Below are 18,867 nucleotides of genomic sequence, written 5' to 3'. Positions count from 1 at the left end.
CTGGGCGGCGCTTGACGCGGCGCAAGGCCCGAGGCGGGCTCAGGCGCCCGGGAACTTCGGCGCCCGGCGCTCGCGCAGCGAGGCCACGCCCTCGCGCACGTCGGGGCCGCCGAAGCCCATGAACTCCAGCGCCAGCGAGGTGTCGAAGGCCGGACCGGCCTGTCGCAGCCAGTTGTTGAGCGAGTACTTGGTCCAGCGGATCGCACTCTGGCTGCCCTGCGCCAGCCGGTCGGCCACTTCGTAGGCCTTGGCCACCAAGGCATCGTCCTCCACCGCCAGCGCCACCAGGCCGATGCGTTCGGCCTCTTCGCCGCTGACCGGCTCGCACAGCATCAGGTAGTACTTGGCCTTGGCCATGCCGCACAGCAGCGGCCAGACGATGGCGGCGTGGTCGCCGGCCGCCACGCCCAGCCGGGTGTGGCCGTCGACGATCTTCGCGTTCTTCGCCGCGATCGGGATGTCGGCCAGCAGCCCCGCCACCAGCCCGGCGCCCACGGCCGGCCCGTGCATGGCGCTGACGATCGGCTTGTCGCAATTGATCACGTTGTAGACGAGGTCGCGCGCTTCCCGCCAGACCCGGCTGCGGACCTCGAAGTCGGTCGCCATGTCCTGCACCAGCGACAGGTCGCCGCCGCCGGAGAAGCCCTGGCCTTCGCCGCGCAGCACGGCACAGCGCACGCTGTCGTCGGCCGACACGTCGCGCCAGATCTCGGTCAGCTCGCGGTGGCCGTCGTGGCCGGCGGTGGGCAGCTTGCCGTTGGTCGCGCGCATGACGATGTCGAGCACCGAGTCGCCCGGGCCGCGGCGGCTGATCGAGAGGGTGCGGTAGCGCGAATAGTCCATGGCGTTGGGGTGCAGTAGTCTTGCGGAATGGCAAGCTTATTCCACCTCGCCTTCCACGTGACCGACCTGGACGAGGCGCGCCGCTTCTATGGCGGCGTGCTCGGCTGCGCCGAAGGGCGCAGCACCGACACCTGGGTCGATTTCGATTTCTTCGGCCACCAGCTGTCGCTGCACCTCGGCACGCCCTTCGCCACCACCCGCACCGGCCGCGTCGGCGACCAGCTGGTGCCGATGCCGCACTTCGGGCTGGTGCTGGAACTGCCGCAATGGCAGGCGATGGCCGAGCGCCTGCGCGCGGCCGGCACCGAATTCGTCATCGAGCCGCACCTGCGCTATGCGGGCCAGCCGGGCGAGCAATGGACCATGTTCTTCTGCGACCCGTGCGGCAATCCGATCGAGGTCAAGGGCTTCCGTTCGCTGGCCGGCCTGTACGCGCCGCAGCCGGCCGGCTGAGTCGTGCGGACCCATCCCGCCCGTAAGCCTCGTCCTACGCAGGGCCACGGTGGCTCCGCCCGGCCCGCGATGCCGGCCCCGTGTTACGGTCGACGTCCATGAATTTCGTCGACATCCTGTGTCCGGCCTGCGCGCTGTTCCTGGACTTCGACGGCACGCTCGTGGACATCGCGCCGGAGCCCGGCGCCGTGGTCGTCCCCTCGGGCCTGGTGCCCACCCTGGCCGCCCTGCAGGAGTACCTCGGGGGCGCGGTGGCCGTGGTCAGCGGCCGTCCGATCCGGGAGATCGACCGCTTCCTCGATCCGCTGCGGCTGCCGGTGGCCGGGGTGCACGGCGCCGAGCGCCGCACCGCGGCCGGCGCGATGGCGCACATGCCGCCGCATCCGCTGCAGGAGGTGGAGGAGGCGGCGCGCGAGCTGGTGGCGCGCCACCCCGAGCTGCTGCTGGAGAACAAGGACCGCTCGCTGGCGCTGCACTACCGCCAGGCGCCGCATCTCGAAGCGCTGTGCATAGAGACCATGGAGCAGGCGGTGGACCGTTCCCCGGGCCTGGCACTGCTGCGCGGCAAGATGGTGGTCGAGGCCAAGCCGGGCGGCGCCAGCAAGGGCAGCGCCATCGAGGCCTTCCTGCGCGAGGCGCCGTTCGCGGGCCGCACCCCGGTGTTCGTCGGCGACGACGTGACCGACGAGGCGGGCTTCACCGCGGTGCAGCGCGTCGGCGGCCTCGGCGTCAAGGTCGGCGAAGGGCCGACCGTGGCCTGGCAGCGCCTGTCGCACCCGGGCGCGCTGCGCCTCGAATTCGAGAACGCGGTGGCCATGAAGGTCGCCCGCAAGGACGTGGCATGAGCCTGCGGGCGCCGCGGCCATGCTCCGCGTCCGCGGGGCCCGGGCCGGTGGCGCAGCCCGCTGCCGCGCCCATCGCGAAAGGAATTTCCCGATGCGAGCCAACACCTCGATCCCCAACCTGAACCTCGGCGTCGTCGGCAACTGCGCGTACAGCGCGCTGATCGACGAGCGCGGCAGCGTGGTCTGGTGCTGCCTGCCGCGGTTCGACGGCGACCCGGTCTTCAACGCGCTGCTGGACCCGAGCGAGAACGCAGCGCTGTGGGCATTCGAGCTGGAGGACTTCGCGCGCAGCGAACACCAGTACGAGCCCAATACCGCGATCCTGCGCACCCGCCTGTACGACCGCCAGGGCCAGGGGATCGAGATCACCGACTTCGCGCCGCGCTTCTGGCACCGCAACCGCAGCTTCCGGCCGCTGTCGCTGATCCGGCGGGTGCGCGTGCTGGGCGGCACGCCGCGCATGCGGGTGGTGCTGCGCCCGCGCTTCGACTGGGGCCGCCAGCAGCCCCAGGTCACGCGCGGCAGCACCCACATCCGCTTCGTCGGCCCCTCGCAGACCCTGCGCGTGAACACCGACGCGCCGATCGAGTACATCCTGTCGGAGACCTTCTTCGTCGTCGACCGCCCGCTGAACTTCATCCTCGGGCCGGACGAGACGCTCACCGGCGGCATCGAGGACACGGCGCGCTCGTTCGAGCAGGACACGGCCGCCTACTGGCGCCACTGGTCTCGCTCGCTGTCGCTGCCCTTGCAGTGGCAGGACGCGGTGATCCGCGCGGCCATCACCCTCAAGCTGTCGCTGTTCGAGGACACCGGCGCGATCGTCGCCGCCATGACCACCAGCATCCCGGAGGCGCCCAACAGCGGGCGCAACTGGGACTACCGGTACTGCTGGCTGCGCGACGCGTTCTTCGTCGTGCGCGCCCTCAACAGCATCTCCGAAGTGGCCACCATGGAGGAGTACCTGCGCTGGCTCAACAACGTGGTGGTGCGCTCGCGCGGCGGCCACATCCAGCCGCTGTACGGCGTGGGCCAGGAGGAGCAGCTGCCCGAATCCATCCTCGGGCACCTGGGCGGCTATCGCGGCATGGGCCCGGTGCGGGTGGGCAACCAGGCCGCGGAACACTTCCAGCACGACGTCTACGGCAACATCATCCTGGGCGCGGCCCAGGCCTTCCACGATCACCGGCTGCTGCGCCGCTCCGGCCGCGCCGAGTTCGCTTCGCTGGAGGCGGTCGGCGAGCAGGCCTTCCGCATCTACGACACGCCCGACGCCGGCATGTGGGAGCTGCGCACGCGCGCGCGCATCCACACCTCCTCGGCCCTCATGGGCTGGGCGGCCTGCGACCGGCTGGCCAAGGTGGCGATCACGCTCGACATGCAGGACCGGGCACACTACTGGCGCGAGCGCGCCGAGACCATCCGCGAGCGCATCCTGCGCGAGGCCTGGAGCGAGGAGCGCCAGGCCTTCGCCGAGAGCTTCGGCGGGCGCGACCTGGACGCCAGCGCGCTGCTGATGGCCGAGGTCAACTTCATCGATCCCAAGGACCCGCGCTTCATCGCCACCGTCGAGGCGCTGGAGAAGCACCTGGGCGACGGGCCCTACATGCGCCGCTACGAGGCGGCCGACGACTTCGGCAAGCCCGAGACCGCCTTCAACATCTGCACCTTCTGGCGCATCGACGCGCTGGCGCGCATCGGCCGGCGGCAGGAAGCGCGCGAGATCTTCGAGCTCATGCTCAGGAGCCGCAACCCGCTCGGCCTGCTGTCCGAGGACACCCATGCGCAGACCGGCGAGATGTGGGGCAACTTCCCGCAGACCTACTCCATGGTGGGCCTGATCAACGCCGCGGTGCGGCTGTCGGTGTCCTGGGATACCGTGATCTGAAGCGGGGTCGACCATGGGCCGCATCGTCGCCGTATCCAACCGCGTGGCCGACCCGCGCAAGACCGCCGCCGGCGGGCTGGCGGTGGCGCTGGGCGAGGTGCTGCAGCGCAGCGGCGGGCTGTGGTTCGGCTGGAGCGGCAAGCTGTCGGAGAACGGCGACGGCGGCGAGCCGCAGGTGCACCAGCAGCAGGCCGGGCCGGTCCGGCTGGCCACCATCGACCTCAGCCCGGCCGACTACGAGTCCTACTACGTGGGCTACTCCAACGGCGTGCTGTGGCCGGTGTTCCACTACCGCCTCGACCTGGCCGACTTCGACGCCGGCTACATCGAAGGCTACCGGCGCGTGAACCAGCTGTTCGCCCGCGCGCTGCTGCCCCTGCTGCGCCCGGACGACGTGATCTGGGTGCACGACTACCACCTGATCCCGCTGGCGGCGGAACTGCGGGCGCTGAGCTGCACGCAGCCGATCGGCTTCTTCCTGCACATCCCGCTGCCGCCGCCGCTGATCCTGGCGGCGATCCCGGGCCACGACTGGCTGATGAAGGGCCTGTGCTCGTACGACGCGGTGGGCTTCCAGAGCCATGCCGACCACGAGCACTTCTGCCGCTACATCCAGGACGAGGCCCACGCCCAGGATGCCGGCGGCGGGCGCTGGCGCGTGTTCAACCGCACCATCCACCCGCTGGCGCTGCCGATCGGCCTGGACGTCGGCGAGTTCCAGGCGCTGGCCGAGGCGCCCGAGGCGCGCGAGATGTACGAGCGCATGCGGCGCGAGTACTCGCGCCGCAAGCTGCTGGTGGGGGTGGACCGGCTGGACTACTCCAAGGGCCTGCCGCAGCGCATCCGCGCCTTCGGCGAGCTGCTGGCGCGCTACCCCGAGACGCGCCAGAGCGCCACGCTGATCCAGATCGCCTCGCCCAGCCGGGAGGACGTCAGCGCCTACACCGACATCCTGCACGAGCTGGAGAGCCTGTGCGGCGCGATCAACGGCAACTACGGCGAACTGGACTGGATGCCGGTGCGCTACATGCACCGCACGGTCGCTCGCGCCCGCCTGCCCGGCCTGTACCGCGCCAGCCGGGTGGCGCTGGTGACGCCGCTGCGCGACGGCATGAACCTGGTGGCCAAGGAGTTCATCGCGGCGCAGGACCCGCACGACCCCGGCGTGCTGGTGCTGTCGCGCTTCGCCGGCGCCGCCGAGCAGCTCAAGGAAGCGCTGATGGTCAACCCCTACGACGTCGAAGGCACGGCGGCGACCATCCACCTGGCGCTGCAGATGGGGCTGGAGGAACGGCGCGAGCGCCACGCCGCGCTGCTGGAGACGCTGCGCCGGCAGGACGTGCACTGGTGGTGCGACACCTTCCTCGACGCGTTGGGCCAGGCCGAGGCCCAGGAGTCGGGGACGCCCTGGCTGCGGTTGTGAGCCGGCGCTACGCGGACGGCGCTGCGATCTTCTGGTCGATGGCGCCGAAGATGCTCTTGCCGTCGCGGCCCTTCATCTCGATCTGGATGGTGTCGCCGAACTTCATGAACTCCGTGGACGGCTTGCCGTCCTGGATGGTCTCGATGGCGCGCTTCTCGGCGATGCAGCTGTAGCCCTTGGGCCAGTCCATCCGGCCGTCCTTCTCGACGCCCTTGTTGCTGACGGTGCCGGAGCCCACGATGCTGCCGGCGCGAACGTTGCGCGTCTTGCAGATGTGCGCGATCAACTGGCCGAAGTGGAAGGTCATCTCCGGCCCGGCCTCGCACAGGCCGACCTTGCGGCCGTTCCAGGTGGACTGCAGCGTCAGATGCACGCGCCCGCCCTGCCAGGCGTCGCCCAGCTCGTCGGGCGTGACCGCCACCGGGCTGAAGGCGGTGGCCGGCTTGCTCTGGAAGAAGCCGAAGCCCTTGGCGAGTTCGGCCGGGATCAGGTTGCGCAGGCTGACGTCGTTGGCCAGCATCAGCAGACGGATGCCCTCCAGCGCCTGCTCCGGCGTGCTCAGCATGGGCACGTCGCCGGTGATGACGGCGATCTCGGCCTCGAAGTCGATGCCGTAGTCCTCGCTGGGGACCACCACGTCGTCGCACGGCCCGATGAAGTCGTCGCTGCCGCCCTGGTACATCAGCGGGTCGGTGTAGAACGTCTGCGGCACTTCCGCCTTGCGGGCCGCGCGCACCAGCTCCACGTGGTTGATGTAGGCCGAGCCGTCGGCCCACTGGTAGGCACGCGGCAGCGGCGCCATGCAGCGCTGCGGCTCGAACTGGAAGGCGTGGCGCGCCTTGCCCTGGTTCAGCGCCTCGTACAGGTCCTGCAGTTGCGGGGCGACGAAGCCCCAGTCGTCCAGCGCCTGCTGCAGGCGGTCGGCAATGCCGGTCGCATAATGGGCCGTCGCCAGGTCGCGTGAGACCACCACCAGCTGGCCGTCGCGCGAACCGTCCTTGTACGTCGCAAGCTTCATCCCGGATTGCCTTCGTTTCGCGTGTTGCGCTAGAGTCGCAGCCGACCCAGGCGTTACGCATGGTGAAATGAATTTACCTAATCGAAATTCTACAAGAAGCCCCCGCGCATGAAGGAACGCGCCGGGATCCAGTCGGTGGAGGTGGGGTTCGCGCTGCTCGACGCGCTGGGCAAGGCGCGCGGGGCGCTGATGCTGCGCGACCTGGCTGCCGCTGCCGGCATGAGCGCGGCCAAGGCGCACCGCTACCTGGTGAGTTTCCAGCGCCTGCAGCTGGTGGCACAGGACGCCGCCACCACCCGCTATGACCTGGGGCCGGCGGCGCTCAAGCTGGGGCTGGCCTCGCTGTCGCGGCTGGATGCGGTCAAGCTGGCGCGCCAGCGCATCGCCGAGCTGACCGGGCGCATAGGCCACACCCTGGCCTTGGCGGTCTGGGGCAACCACGGGCCCACCATCGTGCACTGGGAGGAGTCGCCTTCGGCCGTGACCGTGAACCTGCGGCTGGGCGACGTGATGCCCTTGCTGACGTCGGCCACCGGCCGCTGCTTCGCCGCCTGGTCGTCCAAGGAGGCGATCACGCCGCTGCTGCGCGAGGAACTGTCCCGGGCCCAGAAGCAGGGCCGCACCGACGTGCCGGCCAGCATGGCCCAGGTGCGCGCCATGCTGGAAGAGGTCCGCCAGCGCGGCGCCGCCCGGGTGGTGGACGTGGTGCTGCCCGGCATCGTCGGCTTCTGCCTGCCGGTCTTCGACGCCGACGGCCACATCGCGCTGGGCATCGTCGCGCTCGGCCCCACCGGCACCTTCGACCCCGCCTGGGACGGAGCCGTGCATGGCCCGCTGAAGGCGGCCGCGACGCAGTTGTCGCGCGACCTCGGCTGGCGGGGATGAGACCCACCGCGGGCGTGCCGGTCCGGCCGCTCGCGGTGCTCGCACTGGTCGTGATCGCGCTGCATGCGCTGGCCTTGTGGATGGCGCCCGGCGCGGCGCCGCCCACGCTGCGGGCGGCCCCCTGGCAGTGGCGCACCATCGAGCCGCAGCGCCCGTCAGCACCGGCAACAGGTGATACGGCTCAGCCGCAGCCACAAGCGGCCACGCCGCCCGCCGCGCTCCGGCAGCAGCCAGCGCCCGCGGTATCGCAGCGGGCGGCTCCATCGGAGCCGGCCCGATCGGCAGCGGATGCGGTGAGGCCGTCCCAGAGCGCGAGCACGACCCCGCAGGGGAGCGAACCCAGCGCTACGGCTGAGGCAGCGACGCCGCTGGCCGGGCCCATCGCGCTGCCCGCACCGGCGCTCTGGCGCTACGCCGTCACCGCCCACTACCGCGGCCGGCTGGTGACGGGCGAGGCGCAACTGGCCTGGCGGCACGACGGCCATGCGTACGAAGCCGTGCTCCAGGTCAGCGCGCCGCCGCTGCCGCTGCGCATCCAGCGCAGCACCGGCACGATCGGCCCCGAAGGGCTGGAACCGCTGCGCTTTTCCGAGCGCCTGCGCGGCGAACGGGCCGCGCACTTCGATCGCGAGCGCGGTCGCATCGTCTTCAGCGGCAACGACCCGGACGTGGCACTGCAGCCCGGGGCACAGGACCGCCTGGGCGTGCTGCTGCAACTGGCGGCGCGGGTGGCGGCCGACCCCGCGCGCTTCGCCCCCGGCACGACCGTGGTGCTGCAGGTGGCGACCGCGCGCGAGGCCGCCGACTGGCGGTTCAGGGTGGCCGGCCTGGAGCCGCTGGCGCTGCCGGCCGGCCCCGTGACGGCGTTGAAGCTGGTGCGGGCGCCCCGGCACGAATGGGACCCGTGGATCGAGGCCTGGCTGGTCCCGGGTGGGGACTACGGTCCGGCGCGCCTGCGTCTGACAGCCCCCAATGGCGATTGGCTGGACCTGCAGAAGTCCGGCACCGACAAAGGCTGAGGCAGGCACCGCCTACTCTGAATCCAGTGCCAACCCAGGCCAGGGTCATCTTGAAAGCTACCCCGGCGTTGATATCTGGAGTGCGAAGGATTCACCACCATGCAAATGCTCTATGACTCCGACTCGTTCGTCGTCGTGCACATGCAGGCGAACGAACCCGCCGAGGGCGATCCGCCGCCGCGCTCCGTACGCCATGGCTTCGAGATCGTCGACAAGCGCACCAACAAGGAGGTGTACCTCGACGGCACCTGGGCCGAGGCGTTCCAGCGCCAGATCAACGCTTGGCAACTCAACACGCCCACCCAGGAAGAAGTCGAGGAGACCCTCGATGGCTACGCGGAACTGGCCCAGAACCCGCTCGTGATGCACTGATCCCCTCCGGCCGGGCGACGCCCCGGCCGCGTCCCTTCCTGCGCCGGCGGCCCGCGCCGCCGTTCGCCCCCGCTTACGATCCCCTGCATGCGCCTGCTGCCTTGCATTGCCATGCTCGCCGTGCTGCTGGCCGGTTGCGGCTCGGCCCCGCCCCGCACCGATGAGCTGGACGGCGTGGACGTGGTGCTCCTCGGCGAGATCCACGACGAAGCGGACCACCAGCGTCACCACCTCGAGGTCGTGCAGGCGCTGGCGGCACGAGGCGAACTGGCTGCGCTGGCGCTGGAGATGGCCGAGCAAGGCCGCACGACCGCCGGCCTGCCGCGCGATGCGCACGAGGATGCCGTTCGCGCCGCGCTGCAATGGAACGACCAGGCCTGGCCGTGGCAACCCTACGCCCCCGCGGTCATGGCGGCCGTCGCCGCCGGGGTGCCGGTGCTGGGAGCCAACCTGCCGCGCGGACGGATGCGCGCGGCCATGGCCGATGCGAGCCTGGACGCCACACTCGACGCCGAAGCCCTGGGCGCCCAGCTCGAAGCCATCCGCGCCGGCCATTGCGACCTGCTGCCGCAGCGGCAGCTCCTGCCCATGGTGCGGGTGCAGATCGCGCGCGATCGCGCCATGGCGCAGACCGTGGCGCAGGCCGCGCAGCCCGGCCGTCGCGTCGTGCTGCTGAGCGGAGCCGGTCATGCGGATCCGATGCTGGGCGTCCCTCGCCACCTGCCGGCGGTGCTGGTCGCCCGGCCGGTCCTGCTCCAGCGGTCGGCCGGCGCCGTCGCCCGGGACTACTGCGCCGAACTGCGCGAGCAGCTGCCTCGCAGCACGCCCTAGCCGTTCATCGCTGTCCGCCGGCGCCCAAGGTCGGGCAGGCCGGCGGCTGCGGCAGGCCGACCCGCCGCACCCTGGCTCAGGCGTGGGCCTTGATCGAGTCGGCCAGCGTGTTCACGAGCTGGTCGATGTGCGACTTCTCGACCACGTAGGGCGGCGCGATCACCAGCACGTCGCCGGCCGGGCGCACCAGCGAGCCCTTGTGGAAGCAGTCGCGGAAGATGTCGAAGGCGCGCTTGCCGGGGGCACCGGCGATGGGGGCCAGCTCCACCGCGGCAGCCAGGCCCAGGCTGCGGATGCCGATCACGTTGGGCAGGCCCTTGAGCGTGCCGTGGAAGGCGTCGCCCAGCACCTTGCCCATCTCGCCGGCACGGGCGAACAGGTTCTCCTGCTGGTACAGCTCCAGCGTGGCGATGGCCGCGGCGCAGGCCACCGGGTGGCCCGAGTAGGTGTAGCCGTGGAAGAACTCGACCACGTGCTCGGCCGCGTCGGTCTTCATCATCTGGTCGTACAGCTTGTCGCGGCAGATCACCCCGCCCAGCGGGACCACGCCGTTGGTCACGCACTTGGCGAAGTTCAGCATGTCGGGCACCACGCCGTAGAAGTCGGCGCCGAAGTTGGTGCCCAGGCGGCCGAAGCCGGTGATCACCTCGTCGAAGATCAGCAGGATGCCGTGCCTGTCGCAGATCTCGCGCAGGCGCTGCAGGTAGCCCTTGGGCGGCAGGTACCAGCCGGCCGAACCCGCGACCGGCTCGACGATGATGGCGGCCACGTTGCTCGGGTCGTGCAGCGGCAGGATGCGCTGTTCCAGGTCCAGCAGCGGATCCTCCTTCCACACCGGCTCCTCGTTGTGGATGAAGGCGTGGTTCACCGGGTCGTGGATGAAGCGCATGTGGTCCACCCGCGGCAGCAGCGAGGTGCCGAAGACCTTGCGGTTGGCGGCGATGCCGCCCACGCTCATGCCGCCGAAGCCGACACCGTGGTAGCCCTTCTCGCGCCCGATGAACAGGTTGCGGTGGCCCTCGCCGCGCGCCCGGTGGTAGGCCAGCGCCACCTTCAGCGCAGTGTCGGCCGCCTCCGAACCGGAGTTGCAGAACAGCACCTTGTTGAGATCACCCGGCGCCATCGCCGCGATCATCTCGGCGGCCCGGAAGGCCTTGTCGTTGGACGCTTGGAACGCGGTGGCGTAGTCCAGCGTGTCCAGCTGCTGCTTGATCGCCTCGTTGATCGGCTTGCGGTTGTGGCCGGCGCCCACGCACCACAGGCTGGAGATGCCGTCGATCACCTGCTTGCCGTCATGGGTGGTGAAGTGCATGCCGTCGGCGCGGACGAACACGCGCGGGTCCTTGCGGAATTGGCGGTTGGGCGTGAAGGGCAACCACTGGTTGTCCATGCTGAAGTCGTTGTAGGCCATGCGAGCTCCTTGGATGCGAAGGGCGATTGTGCGACGGCGGGGGCGCCCTGGCGCCGGGCGCGGGATTCAGCGGATGGCGCCGAACACCCTGGACAGGATCGAACTGCCGGTGCCGACCGGGTCGCGGCGGATCTTCTTCTCCTCCTCCCCGATCACCAGGTAGAGCCCGTCCAGCGCCTTGCGGGTGACGTAGTGGTCGATGCTGGCGTCCTCCTGCCGGACCAGCCCGAACCCGGCGGCCCGGCCGGCCACGCGGTCGTACTTGGCGGCCAGCCCAACGCGCGAGGTGGCCTTCTTCACCACCGGCAGGAACTGGCCCGAGAGCGGCTCGCGGGTCTTGCCGGCGAAGAACTCGGTGACCGAGGTGTCGCCGCCCGCCAGGATGTTCTTGGCGTCGGTCACGGACATGTTCCTCACGGCGTTCACCAGCAGGTTCTTCGCCAGGGGGACGGCGCTCTCGGCGGCGCGGTTGATGGCGACCTCCAGTTCATCCAGCTGGCTGCCGCGGCCCATGGCCCTGAGCAGCTTGCCGGCGTCCTGCAGCGCGCTGGGCAGCGGGATGCGGACCTTGGGGTTGCCGAGGAAGCCGTCCGGTACCCCCAGCAGCCGGACGGCCGCCAGTGCGCCGGTTTCCAGCGCGGTCCTCAGCCCGCGAGTGGCGTCGGCGTTGCTCAGGGCAGCGAGCCCGCCGGCGCGGGCGGCTTGCGGCAGCACCAGGGGCGCGGAAACGGCGGCGAGGACGAGGATTCGGCGATGCATCGTGGGCGTCGAAGGCGTGCGGAAACGGCCATCATGCCCCGACCCTGGCGGCGGGCCAACCAAGGCGCCTTTGCGACAATACCGGGTTCGACCATGAAGCACGCCTACATCCTCACCCTGTCCTGTCCCGACCGCACCGGCATCGTCCACGCCGTCTCCGGCTTCCTGCTGGAACGCGGCGGCAACATCGAGGAAGCGGCGCAATACAACGACCCTGCGACCGGCCTGTTCTTCATGCGGGTGCAGTTCGCGTGCGCCCAGCACACCTTCGAGGACCTGAAGTCGCAATTGCAGTTCTTCGCCGAGCCGCTGCGGATCAGCTGGAAGCTGCATGCCGTACACGAGCCCATGCGCACCGTGATCCTGGTCAGCAAGGAAGGCCACTGCCTGAACGACCTGCTGTTCCGCTGGAAGAGCGGCCTGCTGCGGCTGGACATCGCGGCCATCGTCTCCAACCATCGCGACTTCTACCAGCTGGCGGCCAGCTACAACGTGCCGTTCCACCACATCCCGGTCAGTGCCGCGACCAAGGCCCAGGCCGAGGCCCGCCAGTACGAGATCATCGAATCCGAACGGGCCGAGCTGGTGGTGCTGGCGCGCTACATGCAGGTCCTTTCGGACGAGCTGTGCGGCAAGCTGGCCGGCCGCGCGATCAACATCCACCACAGCTTCCTGCCCAGCTTCAAGGGCGCCAAGCCCTACTACCAGGCGCACGAGCGCGGCGTGAAGCTGATCGGTGCCACCGCCCACTACGTGACGGCGGAGCTGGACGAGGGACCGATCATCGAGCAGGACGTGGCCCGGGTGGACCACGCGCACACGGTCGAGGACCTCACCGCCGTCGGCCGCGACACCGAGAGCCAGGTGCTGGCGCGCGCGGTGAAGTGGCACAGCGAGCACCGGGTCCTCCTCAACGGGCACAAGACGGTGGTGTTCCGCTGACGACATGCCGCCGCGCATCCCGCCCATCCAGTGCCTGCTGACCTTCGAGGCGCTGGCGCGCCTGCGCTCGGTCACGCAAGCGGCTGACGAGCTGTGCGTCACGCCCAGCGCGGTCAGCCACCGGGTGCGGCAACTGGAGCAGATCCTGGGCACCAAGCTGTTCGGCCGCTCCGATTTCTCGCTGACCACCGAGGGCAGCGAATACCTGGCGCACGTGCGCGAAGGCCTGGCCAGCCTGGAGCGCTTCCCGGGCCGCGACGCCGCCCAGGGCAAGCGCAAGCTGCGGGTGGCAGTGACGCCGACCTTCGCGCGATCCATCCTGATGCCGCGCCTGCGCAGCTTCACCGAGGCCTATCCGGAGATCGACCTCACGCTGCAGGTGTCGATCCCGTTGCTGGACGTGGTGGCCGAGGATGCCGACCTGACCATCCGCTTCGGCACCGGCCGCTACGCCGACGTCGAGCACCTGTGCCTGCTGACCGACGAGGTCACGCCGCTGGCCTCGCCCGCCTTCCTGCGCGAGCACGGTCCCTTCGACACCACCGAGGACCTGCTCGCCGCCCGGCTGCTGAAGAGCCCGCTGGAGCCCTGGCGCACCTGGTTCCTGGCCCACGGCATCGATGCGCCCGAGCCGGCCGAAGGTTCCTCCTTCAACGACATCGGGCTGATGTGCGATGCCGCCGCGCAGGGGCTGGGCATCGCACTGGTGCGCCTGAAGCTGGGCCAGCCCTGGCTGGAAGACGGCCGGCTGGCGCGGCTGTCGGAACGCAACGTGCCCAGCCCGCACGCGCACTACCTGTGCTGGCGCACCGGCACCATGGACCGCTGGGAGTGCGCCGCCTTTGCCGACTGGTTGAAGAAAAGCCTGGCCTGAGGCCCTCGAGCGTGCGCCGGCCGGGGCGGCAAGGCGCTGCTGTACAGTGGCTGGCAGAGGAGTCGGGCAAGCATGGGAACAGGACACTGGGCAGCCGCGCTGGGCGTCGGCCTGCTCGCCGCCGCAGGTGCCGGGGCACAGCCCGCGGCGCTGGCCCCCGACGAGCTGTTCGAACGGCTGGCGCCCAGCGTCTGGACGGTCCAGACATTCGACGAGAAGAACCAGCCGGTCGCAATCGGCAGCGCCGTCGTCATCGGGTCGGGCAGCGTGGTCACCAACTGCCACGTGCTCAAGAAGGCGGCACGCGTGACCGTGACGCGCGAGAACGTCAGCTATGGGGCCTTGCCCGACCATTTCGATCCGGAGCGCGACCTCTGCCTGCTGCGGGTGCGCAACTTCCAGGCGCCGGCCGTCACCATCGTCAATCCCGAGGAAATGCGGGTCGGCGCCCGCGTCTACGCCATCGGCAGCCCGCGCGGGCTGGAGCACACCATCAGCGACGGCCTGCTGTCGGGCATCCGCCGTACGGCAGAGGGCGAACTGGCCGCGCTGCAGGTGACGGTGCCGATCTCGCCCGGATCCAGCGGCGGCGGCCTGTTCGACGCCCAGGGGCGGCTGGTCGGCATCACCACCTTCGCCCTCCGGGATTCGCAGAACCTCAACTTCGCCGTGCCGGCGACCTGGATCGCCGAGATCCCGCAGCGGGCCCAGGCGGCGCGCGCCGCGCGGGCCGAGGGCCGCCCGTCCGTTGCCGCTGGCCGCGGGCAGGTCTTCGAGTACCGGCTCCATGACCGCACCACCGGCATCGACCGCTCCGTGGTGTATCGCCTGGACCGGGTCGACGGCGAGCGGCTGGTCTTCAATGGCGGCTCGCGCATCGAGGCACCGGAGGGCGAAGTGCTGGCGCTCACGGCGGCCATCGGGGGCGAGTACGAGGTGGCCCAGCCCCCCGGCGGGTGGGCCAAGGCCATCCCGGCCGCCGGCAAGACCTGGGAGGGCGTGTGGAGCTCTCCGCTGCCGGGACGTTCCATCAAGCTGGAGCTGGCCGCCCGGGCAGCACGCGAGAGCACGCTGAACTTCAAGGACCGGCCGCTGCGCGTGCTGCAGGTGGACTACAGCGGCCACACCGATCGGTACGTCGGCCTGGGCGGTGTCGGCAATCGCGGCAGCTACGCGGCCAGCATCTGGTACTCGCCGGAGCTCGGCCGGGTGGTCCGCTTCGAGGCGCGCACCCGTGGAGGTTCCGGCGGGGCCGCCTTCCTGGTCGACGAGGTGCTCGAGCTCGTGGACATTCGGACCGAGTGAGGGTGGCGACCCGCGGCAAGCATTTGAAAGCCGCGCGCGTCCGGCCTGAAGATTCCTCACCCCAGGGCCCCTGCATCCGGTTCACGATACGACCATGAACGCTCCGCTCCCTCCCTCCGCTGCGGCCGTACCGCTGGACCGGGTGCTGCCTGCCCTGCAGGCGGTGCTGCCCGCGCACGCGCTGCTGTGGCACGCCGAGGACACCACACCTTACGAATGCGACGGCCTGACGGCCTATCGCGAGCGCCCGCTGGCCGTCGCCCTGCCGGAAACCGAGGAGCAGGTGCAGGGCGTGCTGCGCGCCTGCCATGCGCTGGGGGTGCCGGTGGTCGCGCGCGGGGCCGGCACCGGGCTGTCCGGCGGCGCCCTGCCGCACCGCCATGGCGTCACGCTGTCGCTGGCGCGCTTCAACCGCATCCTCGAACTCGATCCGGCCAGCCGCACCGCCCGCGTGCAGTGCGGTGTGCGCAACCTGGCGATCAGCGAGGCGGCGGCGGTGCACGGCCTGTACTACGCGCCCGATCCGTCGAGCCAGATCGCCTGCACCATCGGCGGCAACGTGGCCGAGAACTCGGGCGGCGTGCACTGCCTGAAGTACGGGTTGACGGTGCACAACGTGCTGCGGGTGCGCGGCTTCACGGCCGACGGCGAGCCGGTGGTGTTCGGCAGCGAGGCGCTGGACGCGCCCGGCTACGACCTGCTGGCCGCCACGATCGGCAGCGAAGGCATGCTGGCGGTCGCCATCGAGGTCACGGTCAGGCTGGTGCCCCGGCCGCAATTGGCCCGCTGCATCATGGCCAGCTTCGACGACGTACGGAAGGCCGGCGACGCGGTGGCGGCGGTGATCGCCGCCGGCATCATCCCGGCCGGGCTGGAGATGATGGACAAGCCCATGACCGCCGCGGTGGAGGACTTCGTCCATGCCGGCTACGACCTGGCCGCCGAGGCCATCCTGCTGTGCGAGAGCGACGGCACGCCCGAGGAAGTCGAGGAGGAGATCGGCCGCATGGAGCAGGTGCTGCGCACCGCCGGCGCCACCGCCATCGCCGTCAGCCGCGACGAGGCCGAGCGGCTGCGATTCTGGAGCGGCCGCAAGAACGCCTTCCCGGCCTCCGGGCGCATCAGCCCGGACTACATGTGCATGGACTCGACCATCCCCCGTAAGCGGCTGGCCGACATCCTGCTGGCGATCCAGGACATGGAGAAGAAGTACGGGCTGCGCTGCGCCAACGTGTTCCATGCCGGCGACGGCAACCTGCACCCGCTGATCCTGTTCGATGCCAACGACGCCGACCAGCTGCACCGCTGCGAGCTGTTCGGCGCCGAGATCCTGGAGACCAGCGTCGCCATGGGCGGCACCGTCACCGGCGAGCACGGCGTCGGCGTGGAGAAGCTCAACTCCATGTGCGTGCAGTTCAGCCCGGGCGAGATGGAGCAGATGCGCGCCCTGAAGCGCGCCTTCGATCCCGCCGGCCTGCTCAATCCCGGCAAGGTGATCCCGACCCTGAACCGCTGCGCCGAGTACGGCAAGATGCTGGTGCGCGGCGGCCGGCTCGTGCACCCGGACCTGCCGCGCTTCTGACCCGGCGCCTTCCGGTCGGGGAAGGCCGCCAGCCTGGGTCAACCCGGCTGGCAGGCGGTGTCGGTCACGACGATGTCGGCGCTGCCTTCCGGCCGGCCCTCGTCCTCGTCGCGGCGCTGCCGCCGCTCCCCGATGGCGTTGTTCTGGCTTTCGGTCACCACCTGCTGGATCTGCTCCAGCGACACCCCCGGCAGCACCTCCTGGATGGCCGCGATCAGGCCGGTGCCGACCAGCGGCGAACTAGGCGACGGCAGCGCGGTGAAGCCCGGCACCGGGACCGCCGTGCCGCCGACGTTCATGCGGATCTGCGACACCAGTTCGGGCGGACCGGAGATCAGCGCGAACTCGCCGCCGGCGGAAGCGGCGCTGAGCAGTTCGTAGGAGGCCGTCGGCAACGCGGAAGTGGCAGCCAGCTGCGTGGCCGATGCCACCAGCAGCGAGCTGCTCGGCGCAGCCACCTCAGGCACCGCCGCCACCTTCAGCTGTCCGCCCAGGGTGGCGCTGCCGTGCACGACGAGCTGGTCGTAGGTGACCCCAGGCACGAAGGTGGTGTTGGCCGCGATGTCCGCCAGCAGGACGCCGGTGGCCCGCTGCGAGAAGTTGCCGGTGACCGTCAGCGCACCGATGCCGCCCGAAGCGGTGCCGGGTGCCACCGTGCCGGCATTGTCCAGGTGGCCGTGGATCAGGCCGGAGCCCTGGATCGTGCCCGCCGGCGCATTCAGCAAGGTGACCCCGCCGGGCTGGAACGTGTCGCTGTAGTGGTCGTAGTTGCCCAGCGCCAGGGTCGCTCCGGACGCGATGTCGATGCTGCCCTCGTTGAGCAGGGTGCCCGTGGTCATCACCATGGCACCGGACTGGATCGCGAGCGGGGAGCTGTTGGTCCACTGCGCGTCGATCCGCAGCTCACCCGGCACGATGCTGCCCGGGGGCGGAGGCTCGGTGGGCAGTTCCATCATCAGCTGCGGCTCGGAGCCCAGCGGCGGCGACAGCTCGGCCACCTGCACGGTGGAAGGCACCACGATGCCGCCGGCGGCGGCGGTACGGACCGTGCCGGTCGTACCCACCGGGCCGGAGCGCGCGGGATCCACGTCGTAGCTCTCGTAGCTGGGATAGGCCTCGCCGCCCCCGCCGCCGGCGGCATGGACGTCGCCGGCCAGCTGCAGCGTCGCCCCGGCGCCGGTCACCTCGATCCGCACGGCGCCGCCGTTGCCGCCCTGGCCGCCCAGTGCCACGGTGCCATCGACATAGCCGCCCCAGCCACCGGAAGCGTCCATCCTCCCCAGCAGCCGGCTGTTGCCTGCAGCGCGGATGTCGATCGCGCCGCCATGGCCGCCCTGCCCGCCGCGCGCGGCTCCGCCACCGCCCTCGCCGCCGTCACCGTAGCCGCCGTAGCCGCCCTCGGCCGTCAGGACTCCGAGCTCCGGACCCTCGGTGTAGCCGCTGTCCATGGGCTGGTAGGCGTCGATCACGACCCCGCCCCCCTGGGCCTCGACCGTGATGCGCCCGCCATCGCCGCCCTTGCCGGCCACGGCCAGGCTGGAGCCGCCTTCGCCGCCGCCGGCATCCACGTACGAGTTCGACAGCACGAGGTCACCGCTGCGCTGCACCAGGCGGATGTCGCCGCCGGCACCGCCGGCGCCGCCGCCCTCGTAGCCACCGCCGCCGCCCCGGGCGACCACGAAGAAGGTCTGCAGCGAGTGGCCGGCTTCGATGTCGACCAGCCCGCCGCGACCCCCGGTCGACGCGACATCTTCGCCGTAGCCCCCGGCCGCAATGAGCCAACCGGCGTCGACGGCCCCGCCGGCGCGGATCCGCACTTCGCCGCCGGCGCCGCCGCTGCCGGACATCCGGAAGGTGTCGCCGCCATAGACCTCGATGTACCCGACGGACGTGTTCCCGCCGGAGACCAGGCTCACCTTGCCGCCCTTGCCCCCATCGCCATCGCTCGAGCCCCCGGCGCCCGTGGCGTAGATGCCGTCCTGGATCGTGATGTCGCCTCCGGCCGTCACCGAGACCTGGCCACCGGCACCGGGCGCGCCCTCCCCGAGGTTGCCGCCGGACGCATCGATGCTCCAGCCGCTGACGTGGCCGCTGGCGTTGATGGTCACGTTGCCGCCCGCCGTGCGGCCCGATTCACCGGCGCTGGCGTCGAGGTAGTCGAAGAGCACGCTGCCGTTCAGCGCCGACAGGTTCATGTTGGCCGCCGAGATCCAGGCCGATTGCACGTCCAGGTCGCCGGCTTGATGGGTGATGCTCAGGTCGTTGGCGAAGAAGTAGAGCGAGCCCGGCGAGTTGAAGGACTGGGTCACGGCGACATTGGTGTTGCCCGTGAAGTCCATGGTGCCGCTGTTGCTCAGGTTGGCCACCCGGAACTGGCCTTCGTTCAGCCAGACGGAGCCCATGTTGTTGAACGTGCC

At 70.9% G+C, this 18,867-nt stretch carries 16 protein-coding genes and 1 pseudogene; 12 read left to right on the top strand and 5 right to left on the bottom strand.

Going from position 1 to position 18,867, the window contains the following annotated elements:
• Positions 1 to 39: 39 nt before the first annotated feature.
• A complete protein-coding gene (locus tag VEC03_RS15085) occupies positions 40 to 843 on the bottom strand; it encodes an enoyl-CoA hydratase/isomerase family protein (protein ID WP_324916733.1) in 804 nt (267 codons plus the stop codon).
• Between the two features lie 27 nt (positions 844 to 870).
• Between VEC03_RS15085 and VEC03_RS15080 the strand changes: the two genes are divergently transcribed.
• The 4 genes from VEC03_RS15080 (at position 871) to VEC03_RS15065 (ending at position 5,452) form a co-directional block, all read left to right on the top strand.
• Positions 871 to 1,296, top strand: a complete 426-nt coding sequence (locus VEC03_RS15080) for a VOC family protein (protein ID WP_324916730.1) — start codon at positions 871 to 873, stop codon at positions 1,294 to 1,296.
• Between the two features lie 98 nt (positions 1,297 to 1,394).
• Entirely contained in the window at positions 1,395 to 2,141 is a 747-nt protein-coding gene (gene otsB, locus VEC03_RS15075) for a trehalose-phosphatase (RefSeq protein ID WP_324916727.1), read from the top strand.
• Positions 2,142 to 2,232: 91 nt separating this feature from the next.
• Positions 2,233 to 4,029 (top strand): glycoside hydrolase family 15 protein, encoded by a 1,797-nt coding sequence (locus tag VEC03_RS15070; protein WP_324916724.1) that lies wholly within the window; start codon positions 2,233 to 2,235, stop codon positions 4,027 to 4,029.
• A gap of 13 nt (positions 4,030 to 4,042) precedes the next feature.
• A complete protein-coding gene (locus VEC03_RS15065; protein ID WP_324916721.1) occupies positions 4,043 to 5,452 on the top strand; it encodes an alpha,alpha-trehalose-phosphate synthase (UDP-forming) in 1,410 nt (469 codons plus the stop codon).
• A 7-nt stretch (positions 5,453 to 5,459) separates the two neighbouring features.
• Here VEC03_RS15065 and VEC03_RS15060 read toward each other — a convergent pair whose 3' ends face one another.
• Complete coding sequence (locus VEC03_RS15060) at positions 5,460 to 6,470, bottom strand: fumarylacetoacetate hydrolase family protein (RefSeq protein ID WP_324916718.1); 1,011 nt, start codon at positions 6,468 to 6,470, stop codon at positions 5,460 to 5,462.
• Between the two features lie 108 nt (positions 6,471 to 6,578).
• Between VEC03_RS15060 and VEC03_RS15055 the strand changes: the two genes are divergently transcribed.
• The 4 genes from VEC03_RS15055 (at position 6,579) to VEC03_RS15040 (ending at position 9,577) form a co-directional block, all read left to right on the top strand.
• Positions 6,579 to 7,355, top strand: coding sequence for an IclR family transcriptional regulator (locus VEC03_RS15055; RefSeq protein ID WP_324916715.1), 777 nt, complete (start codon positions 6,579 to 6,581; stop codon positions 7,353 to 7,355).
• Positions 7,352 to 8,374 (top strand): DUF3108 domain-containing protein, encoded by a 1,023-nt coding sequence (locus VEC03_RS15050; protein WP_324916712.1) that lies wholly within the window; start codon positions 7,352 to 7,354, stop codon positions 8,372 to 8,374. Before VEC03_RS15055 ends, VEC03_RS15050 begins: the two co-directional genes overlap by 4 nt.
• Positions 8,375 to 8,473: 99 nt before the next feature.
• Positions 8,474 to 8,746 carry a BTH_I0359 family protein gene (locus VEC03_RS15045; protein ID WP_324916709.1) on the top strand — a complete coding sequence of 91 codons (273 nt, stop codon included), beginning with the start codon at positions 8,474 to 8,476 and terminating at the stop codon, positions 8,744 to 8,746.
• A gap of 87 nt (positions 8,747 to 8,833) precedes the next feature.
• The gene (locus tag VEC03_RS15040; RefSeq protein ID WP_324916705.1) at positions 8,834 to 9,577 is read left to right on the top strand and encodes a ChaN family lipoprotein; all 744 of its coding nucleotides are present in this window, start codon (positions 8,834 to 8,836) and stop codon (positions 9,575 to 9,577) included.
• 76 nt (positions 9,578 to 9,653) lie between these two features.
• Here the strand turns inward: VEC03_RS15040 and VEC03_RS15035 are convergent, their stop codons facing one another.
• Positions 9,654 to 10,988 (bottom strand): aminotransferase class III-fold pyridoxal phosphate-dependent enzyme, encoded by a 1,335-nt coding sequence (locus tag VEC03_RS15035; RefSeq protein WP_324916702.1) that lies wholly within the window; start codon positions 10,986 to 10,988, stop codon positions 9,654 to 9,656.
• A gap of 66 nt (positions 10,989 to 11,054) precedes the next feature.
• Entirely contained in the window at positions 11,055 to 11,747 is a 693-nt protein-coding gene (locus VEC03_RS15030; protein ID WP_324916699.1) for a DUF4197 domain-containing protein, read from the bottom strand.
• A gap of 93 nt (positions 11,748 to 11,840) precedes the next feature.
• Here VEC03_RS15030 and purU point away from each other — a divergent pair, with 93 nt between their 5' ends.
• The 4 genes from purU to VEC03_RS15010 all read left to right on the top strand — a co-directional run bounded on the left by purU (position 11,841) and on the right by VEC03_RS15010 (position 16,450).
• The gene (gene purU, locus VEC03_RS15025) at positions 11,841 to 12,689 is read left to right on the top strand and encodes a formyltetrahydrofolate deformylase (protein WP_324916697.1); all 849 of its coding nucleotides are present in this window, start codon (positions 11,841 to 11,843) and stop codon (positions 12,687 to 12,689) included.
• 4 nt (positions 12,690 to 12,693) lie between these two features.
• On the top strand, positions 12,694 to 13,563 hold the full coding sequence (locus tag VEC03_RS15020) for a LysR substrate-binding domain-containing protein (protein ID WP_324916694.1): 870 nt from the start codon (positions 12,694 to 12,696) through the stop codon (positions 13,561 to 13,563).
• 72 nt (positions 13,564 to 13,635) lie between these two features.
• Entirely contained in the window at positions 13,636 to 14,868 is a 1,233-nt protein-coding gene (locus tag VEC03_RS15015) for a serine protease (protein WP_324916691.1), read from the top strand.
• 94 nt (positions 14,869 to 14,962) lie between these two features.
• Positions 14,963 to 16,450, top strand: a complete 1,488-nt coding sequence (locus VEC03_RS15010; RefSeq protein ID WP_324916689.1) for an FAD-linked oxidase C-terminal domain-containing protein — start codon at positions 14,963 to 14,965, stop codon at positions 16,448 to 16,450.
• A 38-nt stretch (positions 16,451 to 16,488) separates the two neighbouring features.
• Here the strand turns inward: VEC03_RS15010 and VEC03_RS15005 are convergent.
• Positions 16,489 to 18,867, bottom strand: a pseudogene (locus tag VEC03_RS15005) (hypothetical protein); the annotation flags it as partial.

The organism is Ramlibacter sp. (genome assembly GCF_035627355.1).
In the GTDB taxonomy this organism is placed as follows: Bacteria; Pseudomonadota; Gammaproteobacteria; order Burkholderiales; family Burkholderiaceae_C; genus Ramlibacter.
This window is presented reverse-complemented; position numbering and strand designations above follow the sequence as displayed.

Excerpts from the sequence above, each read along its gene's own strand:
- VEC03_RS15020 (WP_324916694.1), top strand. The coding sequence starts at position 12,694 with ATGCCGCCGCGCATCCCGCCCATCCAGTGCCTGCTGACCTTCGAGGCG.
- purU (WP_324916697.1), top strand. The coding sequence starts at position 11,841 with ATGAAGCACGCCTACATCCTCACCCTGTCCTGTCCCGACCGCACCGGC.
- VEC03_RS15055 (WP_324916715.1), top strand. The coding sequence starts at position 6,579 with ATGAAGGAACGCGCCGGGATCCAGTCGGTGGAGGTGGGGTTCGCGCTG.
- VEC03_RS15065 (WP_324916721.1), top strand. The coding sequence starts at position 4,043 with ATGGGCCGCATCGTCGCCGTATCCAACCGCGTGGCCGACCCGCGCAAG.
- VEC03_RS15085 (WP_324916733.1), bottom strand. The coding sequence starts at position 843 with ATGGACTATTCGCGCTACCGCACCCTCTCGATCAGCCGCCGCGGCCCG.
- VEC03_RS15080 (WP_324916730.1), top strand. The coding sequence starts at position 871 with ATGGCAAGCTTATTCCACCTCGCCTTCCACGTGACCGACCTGGACGAG.
- VEC03_RS15035 (WP_324916702.1), bottom strand. The coding sequence starts at position 10,988 with ATGGCCTACAACGACTTCAGCATGGACAACCAGTGGTTGCCCTTCACG.
- VEC03_RS15030 (WP_324916699.1), bottom strand. The coding sequence starts at position 11,747 with ATGCATCGCCGAATCCTCGTCCTCGCCGCCGTTTCCGCGCCCCTGGTG.
- VEC03_RS15015 (WP_324916691.1), top strand. The coding sequence starts at position 13,636 with ATGGGAACAGGACACTGGGCAGCCGCGCTGGGCGTCGGCCTGCTCGCC.
- VEC03_RS15050 (WP_324916712.1), top strand. The coding sequence starts at position 7,352 with ATGAGACCCACCGCGGGCGTGCCGGTCCGGCCGCTCGCGGTGCTCGCA.
- VEC03_RS15060 (WP_324916718.1), bottom strand. The coding sequence starts at position 6,470 with ATGAAGCTTGCGACGTACAAGGACGGTTCGCGCGACGGCCAGCTGGTG.
- VEC03_RS15010 (WP_324916689.1), top strand. The coding sequence starts at position 14,963 with ATGAACGCTCCGCTCCCTCCCTCCGCTGCGGCCGTACCGCTGGACCGG.
- VEC03_RS15070 (WP_324916724.1), top strand. The coding sequence starts at position 2,233 with ATGCGAGCCAACACCTCGATCCCCAACCTGAACCTCGGCGTCGTCGGC.
- otsB (WP_324916727.1), top strand. The coding sequence starts at position 1,395 with ATGAATTTCGTCGACATCCTGTGTCCGGCCTGCGCGCTGTTCCTGGAC.
- VEC03_RS15045 (WP_324916709.1), top strand. The coding sequence starts at position 8,474 with ATGCAAATGCTCTATGACTCCGACTCGTTCGTCGTCGTGCACATGCAG.
- VEC03_RS15040 (WP_324916705.1), top strand. The coding sequence starts at position 8,834 with ATGCGCCTGCTGCCTTGCATTGCCATGCTCGCCGTGCTGCTGGCCGGT.